This window comes from Naumannella cuiyingiana, assembly GCF_013408305.1.
GTDB classification, from domain to species: domain Bacteria; phylum Actinomycetota; class Actinomycetes; order Propionibacteriales; family Propionibacteriaceae; genus Naumannella; species Naumannella cuiyingiana.
The window spans coordinates 2,275,752-2,292,493 of record NZ_JACBZS010000001.1; the positions used below are offsets into that span (position 1 = coordinate 2,275,752).

Below are 16,742 nucleotides of genomic sequence, written 5' to 3' on the forward strand. Positions count from 1 at the left end.
CGGTGATGCGTTACCTTCGCCAGATGCGAAGTGAGTCTGCCCCGGTCGTCGTCCAGGTGGTCCGAAACGATCTTGTCGAGAGCGAGCATCGTGCGCGGGTGGTGATCACCGCGCCCGGCGGTGCGGTCGAATGGTCGGCCGGCCCGGTCGCCGAGCCGATGTACCCGCGCAGCAGCAGCAAGCCGATGCAGGCCGTCGGGATGCTGCGCAGCCGGCTTGATCTCGACGGCGAGCTGCTGGCCCTGGCCGGGGCATCGCACTCGGGTGAGGACTTCCATCGGGAGGGTGCGCGGCAGATCCTGGCCGGCGTCGGCCTGGGGCCGGAGGTGCTGCAGAACATCCCGGACTGGCCGGTCGACGACGACGCCAGGATCGAATGGATCCGGGCGGGCCACGGCCCTGAGGTGATCGCGATGAACTGCTCGGGCAAGCACGCGGCCATGATCAGGACCTGCGTGATCAACGACTGGCCGATCGAGAACTACCGCGATCCCGCCCATCCGTTGCAGGTGGCGATCGCCACCGCGATCGCGGAGCTGGCCCGAGAACCGGTCGGGCCGGCGGCCGTGGACGGCTGTGGTGCCCCGCTGTTCGCGATCTCGCTGACCGGCCTGGCCCGCGCCTTCGGTCGGACCGCCGCGGCCGCCGACGGCCCGGAACGCAAGCTCGCCGAGGCGTTCCGGGCGTACCCGGAGTGGGCCTCTGGCACCCGCCGCGACGAGGCCGCCCTGCACCGGGCGATCCGCGGGTTGGTCGGCAAGGCCGGCGCCGAGGCCGTCTATGCGGTCGGGCTGCCCGACGGCCGGGGGGTGGCGCTCAAGATCGACGACGGATCCTTCCGCGGCCGGGCGCCGCTGATGGCGGCGACCCTGCGCAAGCTGGGGTACGCCAATGCCACCCTCGACGCCCAGCTCGCCGTGCCCGTGCTGGGGCATGGCGAGCCGGTCGGCGAGCTGCGGGTGCGGTTGTAGCCGGCCCGATCGGGGCAAGGTCAGCGCGCGTCAACCGGGTCGGGCCTGCGGCGGGTGGTGAGGGCGGCGTACCCGCGGGCCCACAGCCACTCCAGCGGACCCCGCTCGAAGCGCCGCAGCCACAGATGGGCGAGGGTGCAGATGATCACCGAGATCGCCAGCCAGGTGACGACGGTCACCGGCAATCGCCAGGCCGGCGGCATCGAGTTGAGGCCGAAACCCCAGCCGTAGAACGCGACGGAGGCGATCACGTTCTGCAGCACATAGCCGCTGAGCGCCACCCGGCCGAGGTCGGCAAGGCGGCGCCCGATCCAGCCGGGGGACCGCCCGGTGGTCAGCTCGGCGATCAGGCCGAGCAGCCCGACGGCGGCGATCGGCGCCAGCACCCAGCGGGTCAGCGGCAGCCACCCGGTTCCCATCATCCCGAGGGTCAGGTCGGCCACCAGAGCGACCGCTCCGATGATCATGCAGCGCCGGCGCAGGGATCCGCGTTCGGGGTCGAACATGCCCGCCCGATACAGCCTGGCGCCGATCAGGAACAGCGCGATGCTGCCGAAGCCGATCAACACCGGCTCGAACCGGAAGATCACGGCATTGTCGATCCGCAACGCCACCAGATCCCACCAACTGCCGTCGCGGTAGGGGTTCGGGTCGATCGACGCGGTCGAGCCAAAGGACGCGACCCCCGACACGAAGGCGGCCGACAGCCAGCCGATCAACAGCAGGTGCAGGCCGCCCATGATCAGGATCCAGGTACGCTGCGTGCGCGGGCTCGTTGCCAACAGGTATGCCACGATCACCCCGGTCACGGCGTACCCCATCAACACGTCGAACTCGATCACCAGCAGATAGTTGAGCACCCCGTCGAGGAACAGCAGCGCCGCCCGCCACGGATAGCTGCCGGGCCAGCGCCGACCGTGGCGGGCGGCGGCGTCGGCCTGGATCGCGAGGCCGATCCCGAACATCAGCGTCAGCAGGCCGAGGAACTTCCCGTTGGCCACTTGCTGCAGCGCCCGCTCCGCGGTCGCCTGCCAGGCCGGGGCGCCCGGTGTGGTGGGCGAGCCGAGGTAGCCGAGCATCCCGGCCGGGTGGCTGAAGATCCAGATGTTGGTGCCCAGCGTGCCGAGAATGGCAATCCCGCGGGCGATGTCGAGCCCGTGGATCCGGTCAGCCATGGGGTCTCCTTCTCAGCGTTATTTATCACAAATGAGATAGAAGGCAACGTAGCACAGGCGTGACACAATAAGCAGATGCCGAAGATCGTCGACGCGGACGAGCGACTTGCCACCATCCACGAGGCGGTGTTCCGGCTGGTGGAGCGGGGTGGCGTACCCGCCGCCTCGCTGCGCAATGTGGCCAACGAGGCCGGCCTGAACGTCGGTTCCGTGCGGCACTACGTGGGCAGCCACACCGAGCTGCTGCGGGGCGCGGTCGGCCGTCTCCAGGAGCGGGTGACGGCCCGGCTGCTTCGGCATGCGGACGGCCTCCGTGCCGACGTCGCGGCGACACGGCGCGGGGAGATCGCCATCGACATGCTCGAGGAATTGGTCCCGCTCGATGCCGAGCGGCGCCAGGAGGCCGCGCTGTGGCAGGCCTTCCTGGAGCATGCGCGGGTGCACGACGACATCGGCGGGCTCGCGACCGAGATGGCGGGCGGCATCCGCGAGTTCACCGGGCGCCTGCTCGCCGCGGCCGGGGTGAGTGCCACCGCCGTGCCCGCGGAGGCGCTCGCCTGCGTGCTCGATGGGCTGGCCGTCGCGACGCTGCACGACCCGGCCGCCTACGACCGCCGGCGCGTGCGCGCGATCCTGCGCTGGCAGCTCACCCGCACCCTGACCTGAGCTCAGCGGCGCCCGCGCCTCCCCGAGCGCTTGCGTTCGGCGCGCTCGCGCTCCAGCTCCGCGGCGCGCCGCCGTCGGCGCCGGGCCGCGACGAGGCCACCGATCACCGCGCCGATCGCCATGATCGCCAGCACGGCCGGGATCAGCCCGGTCCACGGCCCGCACTGGTAGGACACCGCCCCGTCGGGCGTGGCGACGTATCGGCACAAGAACACGTCCCGCAGCGGGAGCTGCGCGACCAGCGCCACGACGAACCCCGCCACGGCGCCGATGATCGCGCCGAACGCAACCCAGTCCCACAGCGGGGTGAGCCCCCGGCGTCGCCGCATCGCACCTCCCGAGCCGTCGCGAGCATCCACACCCGAACCTAGCCCTGCCCGGCAAGCGCGCGTCGGAGGTTCCTCTCGGCTCGGCGTCGCGCGCGCCGAACCGCGCCGTTGCGGGATCGGGTCGGCACCGCGTCTCGCCGAGTGGAACATCCCCGGCGCCGGTGGCGCGACGATCCGGCCCGCGCCCCTAGGGTGGGTCCATGACCGAGCACTCGTTCAATCTCGACGATGTCGACGCCGTGCTGTTCGATCTTGACGGGGTGATCACGCCGACCGCGGTGGTGCACATGCGGGCGTGGGACAAGATGTTCAACGAGTTCCTCGCCACCCGCCCGGGCCAGGCGCCCTACACCGAGCAGGACTACTACGACTACGTCGACGGCAAGCCCCGCTACGAGGGGGTTCGCTCCTTCCTGCAGGCCCGGGGCATCGAGTTGCCCGACGGCAGCCCCGAGGACCCGCCGGAGGCCGACACCATCGGCGGCCTCGGCAACCGCAAGAACGCGCTGTTCACCAAGGTGCTCGCCGACGAGGGGATCGAGGCCTATCCGGGATCGGTGCGCTATCTGGACGAGCTGGCCAAGAAGGGTACGCGGACCGCGATCGTCTCCTCGTCCAAGAACGCCCGCGACGTGCTCGCCACCGCCGGGCTGTTGGACCGCTTCGAGGTGATCGTCGACGGGATCGTGGCCGCCGAGCGCGGCCTGCCGGGCAAGCCCGAGCCCGACACCTTCGCCGATGCGGCGCGCCAGCTCGGCGTACCCAACTCCCGTGCGGCGGTCTTCGAGGACGCGATCTCCGGGGTCCGCGCCGGCCGTGCCGGCGGCTTCGCCCACGTCGTCGGGGTGGACCGCGGTGCCGGGCCTCAGGCGCTGGCCGATGCCGGGGCCGATGTCGTCGTCGCCGACCTCGCCGAACTCCTGCCCCGACAGTGAACCGGGCGGCTTGACAGCGGGGCTACGCTCGCCCGGGCAGCGCCGCCGGGCCGCCACCATCGACTTCCCGCCAACCCACCACCGCGAAAGAACCCGCGATGCACAAGTACCCCTCCCCGCACACGCCGCCCCCGGCGCTCGACCCGATGGACCGGACCCGGTTCCCGGTCGATGAGTGGGGGCTGGTCGAGGACTACTACAGCGGCGAGGACCTCGGCGTGACCGAGACGTTGTTCGCCGTCGGCAACGGCTATCTCGGGATGCGGGGTACGCCGGTCGAGGGCCGCGACACCTATGCCCACGGCACCTTCATCAACGGCTTCCACGAGACCTGGCGGATCGAGCACGCCGAGGATGCCTTCGGCCTGGCGCGGGTCGGGCAGACGATCGTGAACGTGCCGGACACCAAGGTGATGAAGATCTACGTCGACGACGAGCCGCTGCTGCTCGCCGACGCCGATCTCGAGGAGTATTCCCGCGTCCTCAGCTTCCGCGACGGCATGCTCACCCGCGAGCTGATCTGGCGTACCGGCTCGGGCAAGCGGGTACGCATCCGGACCCGACGGATGGTCTCCTTCGCCGAGCGCCATGTCGCGCTGATGACCATGACCGTCGAGCTGCTGGACGGGGACGCGCCGATCGTGATCTCCAGCCAGGTGCTGAACCGCCAGGACGGCAAGGACGAGTACCACGTCCGGTCGGCGGCGATGGGTGAGGGCACGGACCCGCGCAAGGCCGAGAGCTTCGACCGTCGGGTGCTGGAGCCGCAGTTCAAGGAGGTCGTCAACGAGACCCGGCTGCTGCTCGGCTACCGGACCGCGGAGTCGAAGATGACCCTGGCCGTCGGCGCCGAGCACCTGATCCGCACCGAGAACAGCTACAAGATCTTTTCCGAGGCCGAGGACGATTCGGCCAAGTCGGTGTTCCGGGTCGATGCGCGCGAGGGCGTACCGATCGAGCTGGACAAGGTGGTCACCTACCACACCTCGCGCGGCGTTCCGGTGCGCGAGCTGGTCGACCGCTGCCGGCGGACACTGGACCGGGTACGCGTGGACGGTGTGGAGAGCCTGTTCGAGCGGCAGCGCGAGCTGCTGGACGGCTTCTGGGATCGCTCCGATGTGATCATCCACGGCCAGCCCGAGGTGCAACAGGCCGTGCGCTGGAACCTGTTCCAGCTCGCGCAGGCGGGGCTGCGGGCCGAGACCCAGGGCGTACCGGCCAAGGGCATGACCGGCTCCGGCTACGGCGGGCACTACTTCTGGGACACCGAGGTCTATGTGCTGCCGTTCTTCACCTACACGACCCCGCGGGTGACCCGGAATGCGCTGCGTTTTCGCTACCGAATGCTGGAGGCCGCGCGGAAGCGGGCGGGTGAGCTGGCCCAGCTCGGCGCGCTGTATCCGTGGCGGACGATCAACGGCGAGGAGGCGTCGGCCTTCTTCGCCGCGGGGACCGCGCAGTACCACATCGACGCCGACGTGAGTTATGCGCTGATGCGCTACTTCGCCGCCACCCAGGACTGGGACTTCATGATCAGGGAGGGCGCGGAGATCCTGGTCGAGACCGCCCGGCTGTGGGAGGACCTCGGCTTCTGGCGCGCCAACGGCGACAAGTCCTTCCACATCCACAGCGTCACCGGCCCGGACGAGTACACCACCGTGGTGAACGACAACCTGTTCACCAATGTGATGGCGATGTTCAACCTGGACGCGGCGGCGAAGGTGCTGGCCGCCATCCATGAGCGCGATCCGGAGGCCTACGAGCGGATCGCCCGGCAGCTCAACCTGTCCGATGCCGAGGTGGACTCCTGGCGCCGGGCCGCGGACGCGATGTTCGTCCCGTTCGATCCCGAGCTCGGCGTACATCCCCAGGACCTGCACTTCCTTGAGCGCGAGGTCTGGGATCTTGATCACACGCCCGATGATCAACGCCCGTTGATGTTGCACTACCACCCGCTGGTGATCTACCGCTTCCAGGTGCTCAAGCAGGCCGATGTGGTGCTGGCCATGTACCTGCGCGGTGACTACTTCTCCGAGGCGGAGAAGCGGGCGAACTTCGAGTACTACGACCCGATCACCACCGGCGACTCGACCCTGTCGGCGGTCGTCCAGTCGATCGTGGCGGCCGAGGTCGGCTATCACGAGCTGGCGCTGCGCTATTTCTATGCCGGGCTGTTCGTCGATCTGGATGATCGGCACGGCAATGCCAGCGACGGCGTGCACGTGGCATCGGCGGGCGGCATCTGGTCCTGCCTGGTCGCGGGCTTCGGCGGGATGCGCGATTTCGGGGGCGACCTGACCTTCGACCCGCGGCTGCCGAGCGAGTGGGAGGGGCTCACCTTCCGGCTGCGCTGGCACGACTCGCGGATCCTGGTCGAGCTCTCCCAGGACAAGATCGTTTTCACCGTCACCGACGGCGAGCCGGTACGCCTGGCCGTGCGCGGCGAGAAGATCACCGTCGAGCCCGGCGCGCCCCGCGAGGTCCCCCTCGACGGGCAGGGCAACCGGATCGGCGGCAATGTCGGCACCCTGCCGATGGTGGCCGGCAAGCGCGAGGACGGCAGCACGATCACCTCGACCGTGCCGCGTACCCGGCTGGATTTCGGCGCCTCGGGGCCGGCCGCGACCTGAGGATTGCTAGCTGGGCCCCTTGAAAGTGCTAGCTACAGCTAGCAGGATGGGGCCATGCCTGCGCGGCCGAAGGTGAGCGAGCAACTGGGGGAGCATGTCAGCTCCCTCGGGGAGTTCATCGCGGCGCAACGCAGGTCGGCGGAGCTGTCCCTGCGGCAGCTCGCCGAACAGGCCGGGGTCTCCAATCCCTACCTGAGCCAGATCGAGCGCGGACTGCGCAAGCCCTCGGCCGAGGTCTTGGCCCAGCTCGCCAAAGCGCTCCGCGTGTCCGCGGAGTCGCTGTATGTACGTGCCGGAATCCTCGACCCCGACGATGCCGCTGCTCCGCTGGACGTGGTGACGGTGATCGCGTCGGACCAGCAGCTCAACCCACGCCAGAAGCAGGCGTTGGTCGAGGTCTACTCCGCGTTCGTGCAGCTCAACGCCTCCGGCCGACCGGCCGAGGCCCAACCAGCATCTGTCCCGCAGACCGAGCAAGGGAGTTGATCATGACCTCAGATCCGAACCAGGAGCACACCAGCGAGCCGACCGGGCCGTATGAGTCCGGACCGCAGCACGCCGCCGGCGACATTCCGACCACCGATCAGACGAGCGCCGATCACGCGAGCACCGACCCGACAGGCGGCGGTGCGGCGGCCGACACGGGCAGCCCGAGCGAGGACGTCAAGGAGGACCTGAAGGCCACCTCGGCGCAGATCGCCGACGCCGGTGTGAAGAGCCTCTACGCCCTCGCGGGTCTCGCCGATGCGGTCGCCGAGCAGATCCGCAAGCAGGCCGAGGCGGCGGGCGAGGCCCGCCAGCAGCGCGCCTCGGAGCGGGAGAACAAGCGCCAGGAGGAGGCCGACCGGCTGCGCAAGGCGCTGAACGACGCCCCGGAGCAGATCAAGGCGCTGCCGGACACCCTGCGCGAGCAGTTGGAGAAGTTCATGGAGGCCTTCGACGAGCTGGCCGGCCGCGGGCGCGAGCGGATCGACCAGGTCCGCGAGCAGGTCGCCACCAGCGTCCGCGAGGGCGCCAAGGAGGGCAAGGCCGAGGCCGAGCAGCGTGCCGAGACCGCCGATGCCGACGCGCGGCAGGCGGCCGACGAGGCCGCCGAGCGCGCCGAGAAGCTGGCCGACGAGATCGACCCGAACACCGACACCGGCAACCGCCAGGCCTGATCGATGGGCGATCCGGCCGAGAGCTTCCTGTTCGTCCATCTGCACGACCTGGGCCGCCAGCTCGGCAGCTACGGTGCGGTCGGCGCACGGAGCCCTCGGCTGGATCGCCTTGCCGCGCAGGGCATCCGCTGGACCGATGCCCATTCCACGGCCCCGCTCTGCTCGCCCGCCCGCGCGTCGTTGTTCACCGGGCGCTATCCGCACGAGGTCGGCATGGACGGCCTGGCCCACCACGGCTTCGGCTACCCGCCCGGCGTGCGCACCATGCCGGCGATCCTCGGGGAGCACGGGTACGCCACGGCGCTGTTCGGGATGCAACACGAGAGTCTTGACCCCGCCACGCTCGGCTACGCGGAGTGGGACACCGGCGACGACCGCTGCGACTGGGTCGTCGAGCGCGCCGGTGCCTGGCTCGATGATCATGCTGACCGTGCGCCCGATCAGCCGTTCCTGCTGGTGGCCGGGATGTTCGAGACGCACCGGCCCTGGGACGACTACGAGCCGGTCGATCCGGACACCATCCGCCCGCCCGGCTTCCTGCCCGACGTGCCGGCGGTGCGCGACGACCTGGCCGGGATGTACGGGGCGCTGGAGCGCGCGGACGCCGCGATCGGCCGCCTGCTGGACCGGCTGGCCGCCTCCGGTCTGGCCGACAAGACCTGGGTGATCATCACCACCGACCACGGGATTGCCTTCCCCGGCGCCAAATCCACCCTGGCTGGCGCCGGCACCGAGATCGCGTTGATCATCCGCCCGCCGGGAGCCTCCGGCATCGCGCCGGCCGTTCGCGACGACTTGTTCTCCGGGGTCGACCTGCTGCCGACGATGCTCGGCCTGGCCGGCGTACCCATCCCGGACGAGGTCAGCGGGGTCTCCCACGCCGATCGCATCCGCGACCCGCAGCACGCGCCGGCGCCGCGCGAGTCGATCTTCACCGAGCGCACCTATCACGACGACTATGACCCGATGCGGGCCGTGCGGACCGGCGACTGGGCGTACCGGGAGAGCTATGCCGAACGGCCGCGGATCGCGCTCCCGCTGGACATCGCCGAGAGCCCGAGCGCGGCCGCGCTGGACGAGTCGGCCCGCGCGCCCCGCCCGCGCCGCGAGCTGTACCGCCTCGCCGACGACCCCTACGAGACAACGAATCTCGCCGAGGACGAGCGGTACGCCGAGATCCGCGACGAGCTCGCAGAACGCCTGGCGCACTGGCGTGCCGACACCCGCGACGAGTTGCCCGACGAGGCCGCCGGCAACGCCCGGGCCGCGGAGTTCATGGCCCGCTGGGTCGGCGGCTGACCCGCCCGGTCACGCCCGGACCGCGCGGCGGCGCAGCAGGTGCACCGCGCCGGTCGCGGCGAGGCCGGCCAGCGTCAGGCCGATCACCACGGCGATCGCGGTCGGCATCCCGGGTAGCAGCCGGCCGGGTGCCGCCGCCGCGCCCGCACCGGAGCTCGCCACGATCGCGGTGACCACCGCGATCATCACCGCGCCGCCGACCTGGATGAACGTGTTCAGCAGCCCCGAGGCCAGCCCCTGCTCGGCGCTCGCGACCCCGGCCGTCGCCTGGGAGTTGATCGCCGGGAACAGCACCGCGAAGCCCGCGCCGAGCAGCAGGATCGTCGGGAACAGGAAGTTCCAGTAGCTCATCCCGGGCTCGGTGCGCAGGAAGAGCAGGTACGCCGCGGAGAAGAATGCCAGCCCGAGCGTGATCAACACCACGGTCGGTACGCGGCCCAGCACCTTGTCCATCTTGGTCGCCGACGCCACCACCAGGATCCCGGCCGGCAGGAAGCCCAGCGCCATCGCCATCGGCGACCAGCCGAGCGCCTCCTGGACATAGAGCGTGACCAGGAACTGGAACGCGGCGTAGCCGCCGAACATCACGAAGCCGGTCAGATTGGCGTGCACCAGCAGCACCGAGCGCAGGATGCCCAGCCGGACCAGCGGGTGCGGGTGGCGCAGCTCGATGATCACGAAGGCGACGGCCAGCAGCGCCGCGCCGGCGAGCATGGCGATGGTGGACGGCGCGGCCCAGCCGGCGTGCGGCGCGTTGACGACGGCGTAGACCAGGAGCAGCAGCGACCCGGTCGAGGTGAGCGCCCCGAGCAGGTCGAAGTGCGCGAGGCGGAAGGCGCTCGACGCGGCCCGCGGGATGACCAGCAGACCGAGCACGGTGAGCACGATCGCCACCGGACCCGGGAAGAGCAGCGTGGCACGCCAGTCGACCTCGGTCAGCAGCCCGCCGAAGACCAGACCCAGCGAGAACCCGCTCGCCCCGCAGACGCTGTAGATCGAGAACGCCCGGTTGCGCGCCGAGCCCTCGGCGAAGGTGGTAGTGATGACCGACAGGCCGGCCGGGACGGTGAACGCCGCGGCGACACCCTTGATGAAGCGCAGCGCGATGATCAACTCCGCCGAGGAGACCAGCCCGCTGATCACCGAGGCGATGCCGAACACAGCGACGGCGACCAGGAAGGTACGCCGCCGGCCCAGCAGGTCGGCCGCCCGCCCGCCGAGCAGCAGCAGGCCTCCGTACCCGAGCACGTAACCCGAGACCAGCCACTGCAGGGTGGACGGGTCGAGCCCGAGGGCGACCCGGATCGACGGCAGGGCGACGCCGACCATCGAGATGTCGAGCCCGTCGAGGAAAAGCGCGCCGCACAGAACGACCAGCAGCAGCCAGGTCCGTGAGGTCCAGCCGGCGGAGCTGGTGATGGCGAAGGTGTTCGAGGTGTCCGGATCGGTTGCCGGGATCGACGGCGGCGTGGCGTCGACGGAGCACGTCCTGGGAGCAGTCATGAAGGACACTCTATGCATATGCATTAGATGCGCAAGTAACAAATGCGTGAACAAATATCTGGCGGGACCGTGGTAGCATCGCCGGCATGTCGATCGATGCCGCCGCCGGACGGGTCGTCGACGCCCGCTGTGAGGACGATGACGAGCTGGCCACCATCTGGCACGACCTGATGGCGAAGTACCACCGGGTTGCGTGCGCGCTCGATCGCGCCCTGGCCGAGCACGGGCTGAGCGGCAGCGAGTTCGACGCGCTGGAGCAGTTGGCGGGCGCCGACGGCGGCCAGTTGCGGATCGGCCAGCTCGCGGAGAACGGCCACCTCACCCAGAGCGCCCTGTCCCGCCTGGTCGCGCGGCTGGAGCGCGACGGGCTGGTCGAGCGCATGATGTGCGCGCAGGACCGGCGCAGCATCTTCGTCAAGATCACCGCCGCCGGGCGGGCCCGCTACCGCAAGGCCCGGCCGGCCCAGCGCGCCGCCCTGCGCGCCGAGACCAGCCGCTGCGGCTGGGCCTGATCAGCCGCGGGCGCGGTTGCGCGCCTTCGACCGGTCGTTCGCCGCGAGCAGCGTCTTGCGGATCCGTACCCCGTCCGGGGTGACCTCCAGGCACTCGTCGCCGCGGCAGAACTCCAGCGCCTGCTCCATGTTCAGCAACCGCGCCGGAATCAGCCGCTCCAGCTCCTCGCCGGTGGAGGAGCGCACGTTGGTGAGCTTCTTCTCCTTGGTCGGGTTGACATCCATGTCGTCGGCCCGCGAGTTCTCCCCGACGATCATGCCCTCATAGACCTCGGCCCCGGGCGCGACGAACATCGTCCCGCGCTCCTGCAGGTTGAACAGCGCGTACGCCGTGACCACCCCGGAACGGTCGGCCACCAGCGAGCCCGTGGGCCGCGTGCGCAACTCGCCGAACCACGGCTGGTACTCCTCGAACACATGGTGCATCAGGCCCGTGCCGCGGGTCTCGGTGAGGAACTCGGTGCGGAAGCCGATCAGCCCGCGCGCCGGCACGAGGTACTCCAGGCGTACCCAACCGGTGCCGTGGTTGATCATCTGCTCCAGCCGGCCGCGGCGGGTGCCGAGCAACTGGGTGACCGTGCCCATGTGCTCCTCGGGCACGTCGATGGTCAGCCGCTCGACCGGCTCGTGCAGCTTCCCGTCGATCTCGCGGGTCACCACCTCGGGCTTGCCGATGGTCAGCTCGAAACCCTCGCGTCGCATCGTCTCCACCAGCACCGCGAGCTGCAGCTCGCCGCGGCCCTGGACCTCCCAGGTGTCGGGACGCTCGGTCGGGTTCACCCGGATCGAGACATTGCCGATCAGCTCCTGATCAAGCCGGGCCTTCACCAGCCGCGCGGTCAGGTTCTTGCCCGACTTGCCGGCCAGCGGCGAGGTGTTGATGCCGATGGTCATCGAGATCGACGGCTCGTCGACGGTGATCAACGGCAGCGGCTGCGGATTCTCCGGGTCCGACAGCGTCTCGCCGATGGTGATCTCGTCGATGCCCGCGATCGCGACGATGTCGCCGGGGCCCGCATGGTCGGCCGGCTCGCGGGTCAGCGCCTTGGTGATCAACAACTCGCTCAGCTTGACGTTGCGTACGCTGCCGTCGGCCCGGCACCAGGCGACGAGCTGGTTGCGGTTCAGCTCGCCCGCGACCACCCGGCACAGCGCCAGCCGGCCGAGATAGGGCGAGGCGTCCAGGTTCGTCACGTGCGCCTGCAGCGGCGCGCCCTCGACATAGGACGGCGCCGGGATGTGATCGAGGATCGTCGCGAACAGCGGCCCGAGATCGTCGCTGTCCGGCATATCGCCGTCGCCCGGCTGGGTCAGCGACGCCCGCCCCGCCTTCGCCGACGCGAACACCACCGGGAAGTCCAGCGCATCGTCGGCGGCGTCGTCGTCCAGCAGGTCCATGAACAGGTCGTAGGTCTCCTCGACCACCGCCGAGATCCGCGCATCGGGCCGGTCCACCTTGTTCACCACCACGATGATCGGCAGCTTCTTCGCCAGCGCCTTGCGCAGCACGAACCGGGTCTGCGGCAGCGGGCCCTCCGAGGCGTCGACCAGCAGCACCACACCGTCGACCATCTCCAGCCCGCGCTCCACCTCGCCGCCGAAGTCGGCGTGGCCCGGGGTGTCGATGATGTTGATCGTCACGGAATCGCCCGCCGGCGTGCGGTGCTCGACCGCCGTGTTCTTGGCGAGGATGGTGATGCCCTTCTCCCGCTCCAGGTCGCCGGAGTCCATCACCCGGTCGTCGACGGACTGGTTGTCGCGGAAGGCGCCGGACTGCCACAGCATCGCGTCGACCAGGGTGGTCTTGCCGTGGTCGACGTGCGCGACGATTGCGACATTGCGCAGATCGTCACGGCTGCGGCGTACCTCGGAAGGCGCGGTGGACAGGTCGTTGGGCATGCGGGCTCCGTCGGAAGTGGGGCGGATGACCGGGCGAGTCTACCGGGGCCGCGGGCTCGCCCGGTTCCGCGCCGCGCAGCGCCGCCGCCAGCACGGAGGCCAGCACGACCAGCAGCAGCGGTACGCCGAGATCGCGCGCCCCGGAGCTGACGATCCCGTCGAAGCTGGTCGTGTTCCCGGTGCTCGTGGTGAGCGTGGTGGCCGCGACCAGCAGCACCGCCACCAGCAGATTCGCCAGCACCAGCATGACCCGGGAGGAACGGGGAAAGCGAGGGGAGTCGCCGTTGGCGAGATCGCCCGAGGTCAGCACCGTCCAGAACAGCGCCAGCACCGCGACCACCCCGCCGACCGACTGCAGCACGGTCCCGACGGGATCGGCCAGCAGTTCGAGATTCGCGATCGCCACCGTGATCAGCAGCGCCGTCAGGTACGCCTCGGCGACCGGGCCGGTGAGCCGGCCGCGCGTGGCGGTGATGATCAACATCGCTGCCACGACGAGCCCGGCCAGCAACCCGACCGCGGCCGGCTCGATCCGGAACGAGGAGACCTCACCGAACTGCAGCAGCGCCTGCACGACGCCCACGGCGAACAACAGCTCGGCCGGACCGCGTACCCCGCGCACCGCCAGTCGCAGGCCGAGGCCGATGCAGATCACCGCCGCCGCCACCGCGCCGATCGAGCCGACCAGGGTCGGGTTGGCGGAGACGACCGTGAGGACCCCGGCCACCGTGTCGCTGAACGGGACGGCGGCCCAGGTGACTTGCCAGGTCGCCAACATCACCACCGGCAGGATCAGCACCGCCGACACCGCGCCGAGCGCGACCGCGGCCGGCCACGCGACGGTGGGCAGGTGGTCGATCAGCTGCCCGACGCCGGTGGAGGCGGGGGAGCGCTCGTCGGCGAGCGCGTCCAGCAGCGCCCAGCCGATCGCGATGGCGAGCAGCACCGCGGCGGCCGAGGCCAGGCCGGTCGCGGCGTCGAGCCAGCCCAGCGACCCGGCCACGAGCTGCCAGCCGGCACCGCCCACGGCCGCCACCGCCACCACGGCGGTGGCCACGACCAGGCCGCGCGGCACCCGGCCGGGCCGGCCCGCCGCCCGCGCTCGCGCGGTGCCCAGCTCCACCACCCACAGGCACAGCGAACACGCGACCGCGGCCAGCGATGCCCCCGCCAGCAGGGCGGCCGGCACCGCGGCGGAGGCGGCGGCCAGCGCGAGGATCTGCACCGATCCCGCCGACGGACGCGCCTGACCGTCGGCGATCCGGGCCGCCGCGAGCGCCAGCGGCAGATAGGTCGTGACGAGGACCAGCGCCCAGACCGCCACGAACTCCCACCAACGCGGCGCGGCCCGACGGCGCAGCACGGCCAGGCCGCCCAACACCAGCCAGGTCACCGGCCCGGCGGCCGAGACCGGATCGGGCCAGACGTGACCGGGCAGCGCCGCGATCACCGTCAGTGCGGCCCCGACGAAGCCCCACAGGGCCAGCGCCAGGGGCAGCGGGGCGTGCAGGGCCGTCGTCTGCGCCAGCGCCAGCACCACGGTCAGCGCGAACAGCACCAACTGCGGGCCCAGCGGCACGGCCAACCCGGACGCCGAGCCGCGCAGGGGCAGCAGCTCCGTCTCGGCCAGCGACACCGCGGCCAGGGCGGCGACGATGATCATCGCGACCAGCAGCCCGATCGCGCGCATCCCCGGCGCCCAGTCGCGGACCCGCGGCGCGCCCTGGCGTACCGGCTCGACGAAGACGCGATCGACCAGGGCGACCACCAGCCCGCCGACGCCTGTGCGCCGCGGGCTCACCGGATCCACCACAGCTCCCGGGTGTCGTCCTCGCGCGTGGACCCGGTCACCAGCAGCCCGTCCGGGCCGCTGCCGAAGGTCATCGCCTGGCTGGGGGTGGTGTCGTTCGGCAGCGCGAGGTCGCGCACCGGCGCGCCGGCATCGTCCAGCACCAGCACCCGGCCGTCGGTGGCCAGCGCGGTCCAGCCGGGGCCGGCGGCGATGCCGAGTACGCCGGGTTGCTGCCAGGCGGTCGATCCGTCGCCGCGCAGCGCCACCGTGGCGTCCGGGCCGCCCAGCACGGCCAGGTCGCCCCCGCCGGCGACGGTCTGCGGGGGCTCCGGCAGCGACTGCGACCAGAGCAGGGCGCGGTCCGCGCCGAGGCCGAGGACGGTGCCGTCGCCGGCGGCCGCCACGGTGACCCCGCCCGGCAACAGGGCCACGCCGATGATGGTGCGATCGCGCACGGTCCACAGTTGCTCGCCGTCCGCCGCCGACAACAGCACGAGCGTGCCGTTGTCCAGCACGGCGATGCGGGTGTCGTCGACCACCGGTGCGGCGTCGAGCCGGCCGGTCGCGGTCCGCCAGCGGGTTGCCCCGGTGGCCGCATCGATCAGCTCGACGCCGCCGCGAGCCCCGGTGGCCAGCAGTGCGTCCCCGCTCGGCTGCAGCTCGCTGATCGGCGAGTCGGTCCGCCGCGACCAGACCGGTTCCCCGGCGAGCGTGCGGGCCGACAGCTCCCCGCGGTCGGTCGCCGTCACGACCAGGCCGGCGGTCCGGGCCGCCGCCGTGACCCAGCCGCCCGGGGTGACGAAGTCGGTGACCAGGCGGTCGCCGTCGGTCGCCCGGGTGGCCGCGGCGGGCATCGGGTCGGCGACGATCAGCTCGCGGGGCCCGACGAGCAGCCAACGGTTTCCGACCGGCGCCAGCGGACGGCGGACGTCCGGAACGATCTGTCCAAACTCGGCCGCGGCGCGGTACCAGACCACCTCCGCCGCGCTGCCCGTCCCCGCGGCGGGGGCCCAGTCCGGCAGTGCCGCAGCATCTCGCCCCCCGATCGAGACCGCCGGTCGAGGGCCCGCGGCCGCGACCCACCCGGTCACCTCGTCGGCGCCGCCGTACTCGATCCCGACCAGGCCCGCGCCGCCCGGGCTGTCCCGCGGGCAGAACGTGTAGCGCTGGTCGTCGCCGCCCTCCGGGGTCAGCACCGCGCTCGTGCACCCGGGCCGGCCGGGCGCCGGCTCGTTGCGTACCCGCAGGTCGGCCGCGGCGGGTTCGAGCTCGGTCCTCAGCTCGGTGCGGGCGGTGACGGTCTCGCCGCGCCGGGTGGCCGCGGTGAACAGCGGCACGCTCGGCGCATAGGCAACCCGCCCGACCGGGGCGCTCAGGTAGAGCAGGCGTACCTCCTCGCCGAAGGAGAACCCGAGCTCGGTCGGCCCGTCGGCCCCGGGCGCGGTGAACCGGGCCACCAGCAGCCGGTCGCCCCGGTCCGGCGCGCTCAACCCGTCGAGCAGCGCCGGCGCCAGGGTGTTGCCGAGCTCGTACCAATTGGTCGGCCGGGTCTGGGTGAGCACCGCGGTGTCGCCGCTGCCGTTCGCCGCGACGACGGGGGTGGTGGCCCCGTCAGCGGCCAGGAACTCCTCGAACGGGCCCGCCGCCGGTCGCGGCGCGAGCCAGCCGACCGACACCGCGACGGCGGCTGCGGTCAGGCCGGCCAGCAGCGCGATCGCCAACGCCTCGGTCCGACGACGGGCGGGCTGCCCGGTCGGCGCCGCGGGCGGCGGTGCGAGGGCGGTCGGCGACACGAGCCGAAGTTTGCGCGAGGCACGGCTGATCGGCAACCGGCCGCGCGTGATTGGAGGCGCGGCGTGCCGCGCGTGGTT

The 16,742-nt window shown here is 71.6% G+C and carries 14 protein-coding genes; 8 read left to right on the top strand and 6 right to left on the bottom strand.

The genetic code is table 11. The features are described from left to right. The first annotated feature begins 23 nt into the window (after nucleotides 1-23). Entirely contained in the window at nucleotides 24-971 is a 948-nt protein-coding gene (locus GGQ54_RS10560; protein ID WP_246292612.1) for an asparaginase, read from the top strand. 20 nt (nucleotides 972-991) lie between these two features. On the opposite strand, the gene GGQ54_RS10565 is transcribed toward GGQ54_RS10560, so the two are convergent. Beyond that, entirely contained in the window at nucleotides 992-2,146 is a 1,155-nt protein-coding gene (locus tag GGQ54_RS10565) for a DUF418 domain-containing protein (protein ID WP_179445349.1), read from the bottom strand. Between the two features lie 75 nt (nucleotides 2,147-2,221). On the opposite strand from GGQ54_RS10565, the gene GGQ54_RS10570 reads away from it, so the two are divergent. Further along, on the top strand, nucleotides 2,222-2,812 hold the full coding sequence (locus GGQ54_RS10570) for a TetR/AcrR family transcriptional regulator (protein ID WP_179445350.1): 591 nt from the start codon (nucleotides 2,222-2,224) through the stop codon (nucleotides 2,810-2,812). A gap of 2 nt (nucleotides 2,813-2,814) precedes the next feature. On the opposite strand, the gene GGQ54_RS10575 is transcribed toward GGQ54_RS10570, so the two are convergent. Beyond that, nucleotides 2,815-3,141 carry a hypothetical protein gene (locus GGQ54_RS10575; RefSeq protein WP_179445351.1) on the bottom strand — a complete coding sequence of 109 codons (327 nt, stop codon included), beginning with the start codon at nucleotides 3,139-3,141 and terminating at the stop codon, nucleotides 2,815-2,817. 200 nt (nucleotides 3,142-3,341) lie between these two features. Here GGQ54_RS10575 and GGQ54_RS10580 point away from each other — a divergent pair, with 200 nt between their 5' ends. The 5 genes from GGQ54_RS10580 to GGQ54_RS10600 all read left to right on the top strand — a co-directional run bounded on the left by GGQ54_RS10580 (nucleotide 3,342) and on the right by GGQ54_RS10600 (nucleotide 9,165). Continuing rightward, nucleotides 3,342-4,076 (top strand): HAD family hydrolase, encoded by a 735-nt coding sequence (locus GGQ54_RS10580; protein WP_179445352.1) that lies wholly within the window; start codon nucleotides 3,342-3,344, stop codon nucleotides 4,074-4,076. A gap of 98 nt (nucleotides 4,077-4,174) precedes the next feature. Next, the gene (locus tag GGQ54_RS10585; protein ID WP_179445353.1) at nucleotides 4,175-6,706 is read left to right on the top strand and encodes a glycoside hydrolase family 65 protein; all 2,532 of its coding nucleotides are present in this window, start codon (nucleotides 4,175-4,177) and stop codon (nucleotides 6,704-6,706) included. A gap of 54 nt (nucleotides 6,707-6,760) precedes the next feature. After that, nucleotides 6,761-7,192: a helix-turn-helix domain-containing protein gene (locus tag GGQ54_RS10590; protein WP_179445354.1), complete on the top strand. Its 432-nt coding sequence runs from the start codon at nucleotides 6,761-6,763 to the stop codon at nucleotides 7,190-7,192. 2 nt (nucleotides 7,193-7,194) lie between these two features. Continuing rightward, on the top strand, nucleotides 7,195-7,866 hold the full coding sequence (locus GGQ54_RS10595; RefSeq protein ID WP_179445355.1) for a hypothetical protein: 672 nt from the start codon (nucleotides 7,195-7,197) through the stop codon (nucleotides 7,864-7,866). Between the two features lie 3 nt (nucleotides 7,867-7,869). Next, nucleotides 7,870-9,165 carry a sulfatase family protein gene (locus tag GGQ54_RS10600; protein WP_179445356.1) on the top strand — a complete coding sequence of 432 codons (1,296 nt, stop codon included), beginning with the start codon at nucleotides 7,870-7,872 and terminating at the stop codon, nucleotides 9,163-9,165. Nucleotides 9,166-9,174: 9 nt separating this feature from the next. Here GGQ54_RS10600 and GGQ54_RS10605 read toward each other — a convergent pair whose 3' ends face one another. After that, the gene (locus GGQ54_RS10605; RefSeq protein WP_218843821.1) at nucleotides 9,175-10,668 is read right to left on the bottom strand and encodes an MFS transporter; all 1,494 of its coding nucleotides are present in this window, start codon (nucleotides 10,666-10,668) and stop codon (nucleotides 9,175-9,177) included. An 86-nt stretch (nucleotides 10,669-10,754) separates the two neighbouring features. Here GGQ54_RS10605 and GGQ54_RS10610 point away from each other — a divergent pair, with 86 nt between their 5' ends. Next, a complete protein-coding gene (locus GGQ54_RS10610; RefSeq protein ID WP_179445358.1) occupies nucleotides 10,755-11,180 on the top strand; it encodes a MarR family winged helix-turn-helix transcriptional regulator in 426 nt (141 codons plus the stop codon). Here the strand turns inward: GGQ54_RS10610 and typA are convergent, their stop codons facing one another. Genes typA through GGQ54_RS17635 form a run of 3 tightly spaced genes read right to left on the bottom strand, consistent with a single transcriptional unit; the run spans nucleotide 11,181 to nucleotide 16,664 of the window. Then, nucleotides 11,181-13,079, bottom strand: coding sequence for a translational GTPase TypA (gene typA, locus GGQ54_RS10615; RefSeq protein ID WP_179445359.1), 1,899 nt, complete (start codon nucleotides 13,077-13,079; stop codon nucleotides 11,181-11,183). It lies immediately after the preceding gene. Continuing rightward, complete coding sequence (locus tag GGQ54_RS10620; RefSeq protein WP_179445360.1) at nucleotides 13,030-14,880, bottom strand: hypothetical protein; 1,851 nt, start codon at nucleotides 14,878-14,880, stop codon at nucleotides 13,030-13,032. The genes typA and GGQ54_RS10620 overlap by 50 nt, the downstream gene beginning before the upstream one ends. Beyond that, on the bottom strand, nucleotides 14,877-16,664 hold the full coding sequence (locus GGQ54_RS17635; RefSeq protein WP_179445361.1) for an outer membrane protein assembly factor BamB family protein: 1,788 nt from the start codon (nucleotides 16,662-16,664) through the stop codon (nucleotides 14,877-14,879). The genes GGQ54_RS10620 and GGQ54_RS17635 overlap by 4 nt, the downstream gene beginning before the upstream one ends. Nucleotides 16,665-16,742 lie beyond the last annotated feature (78 nt).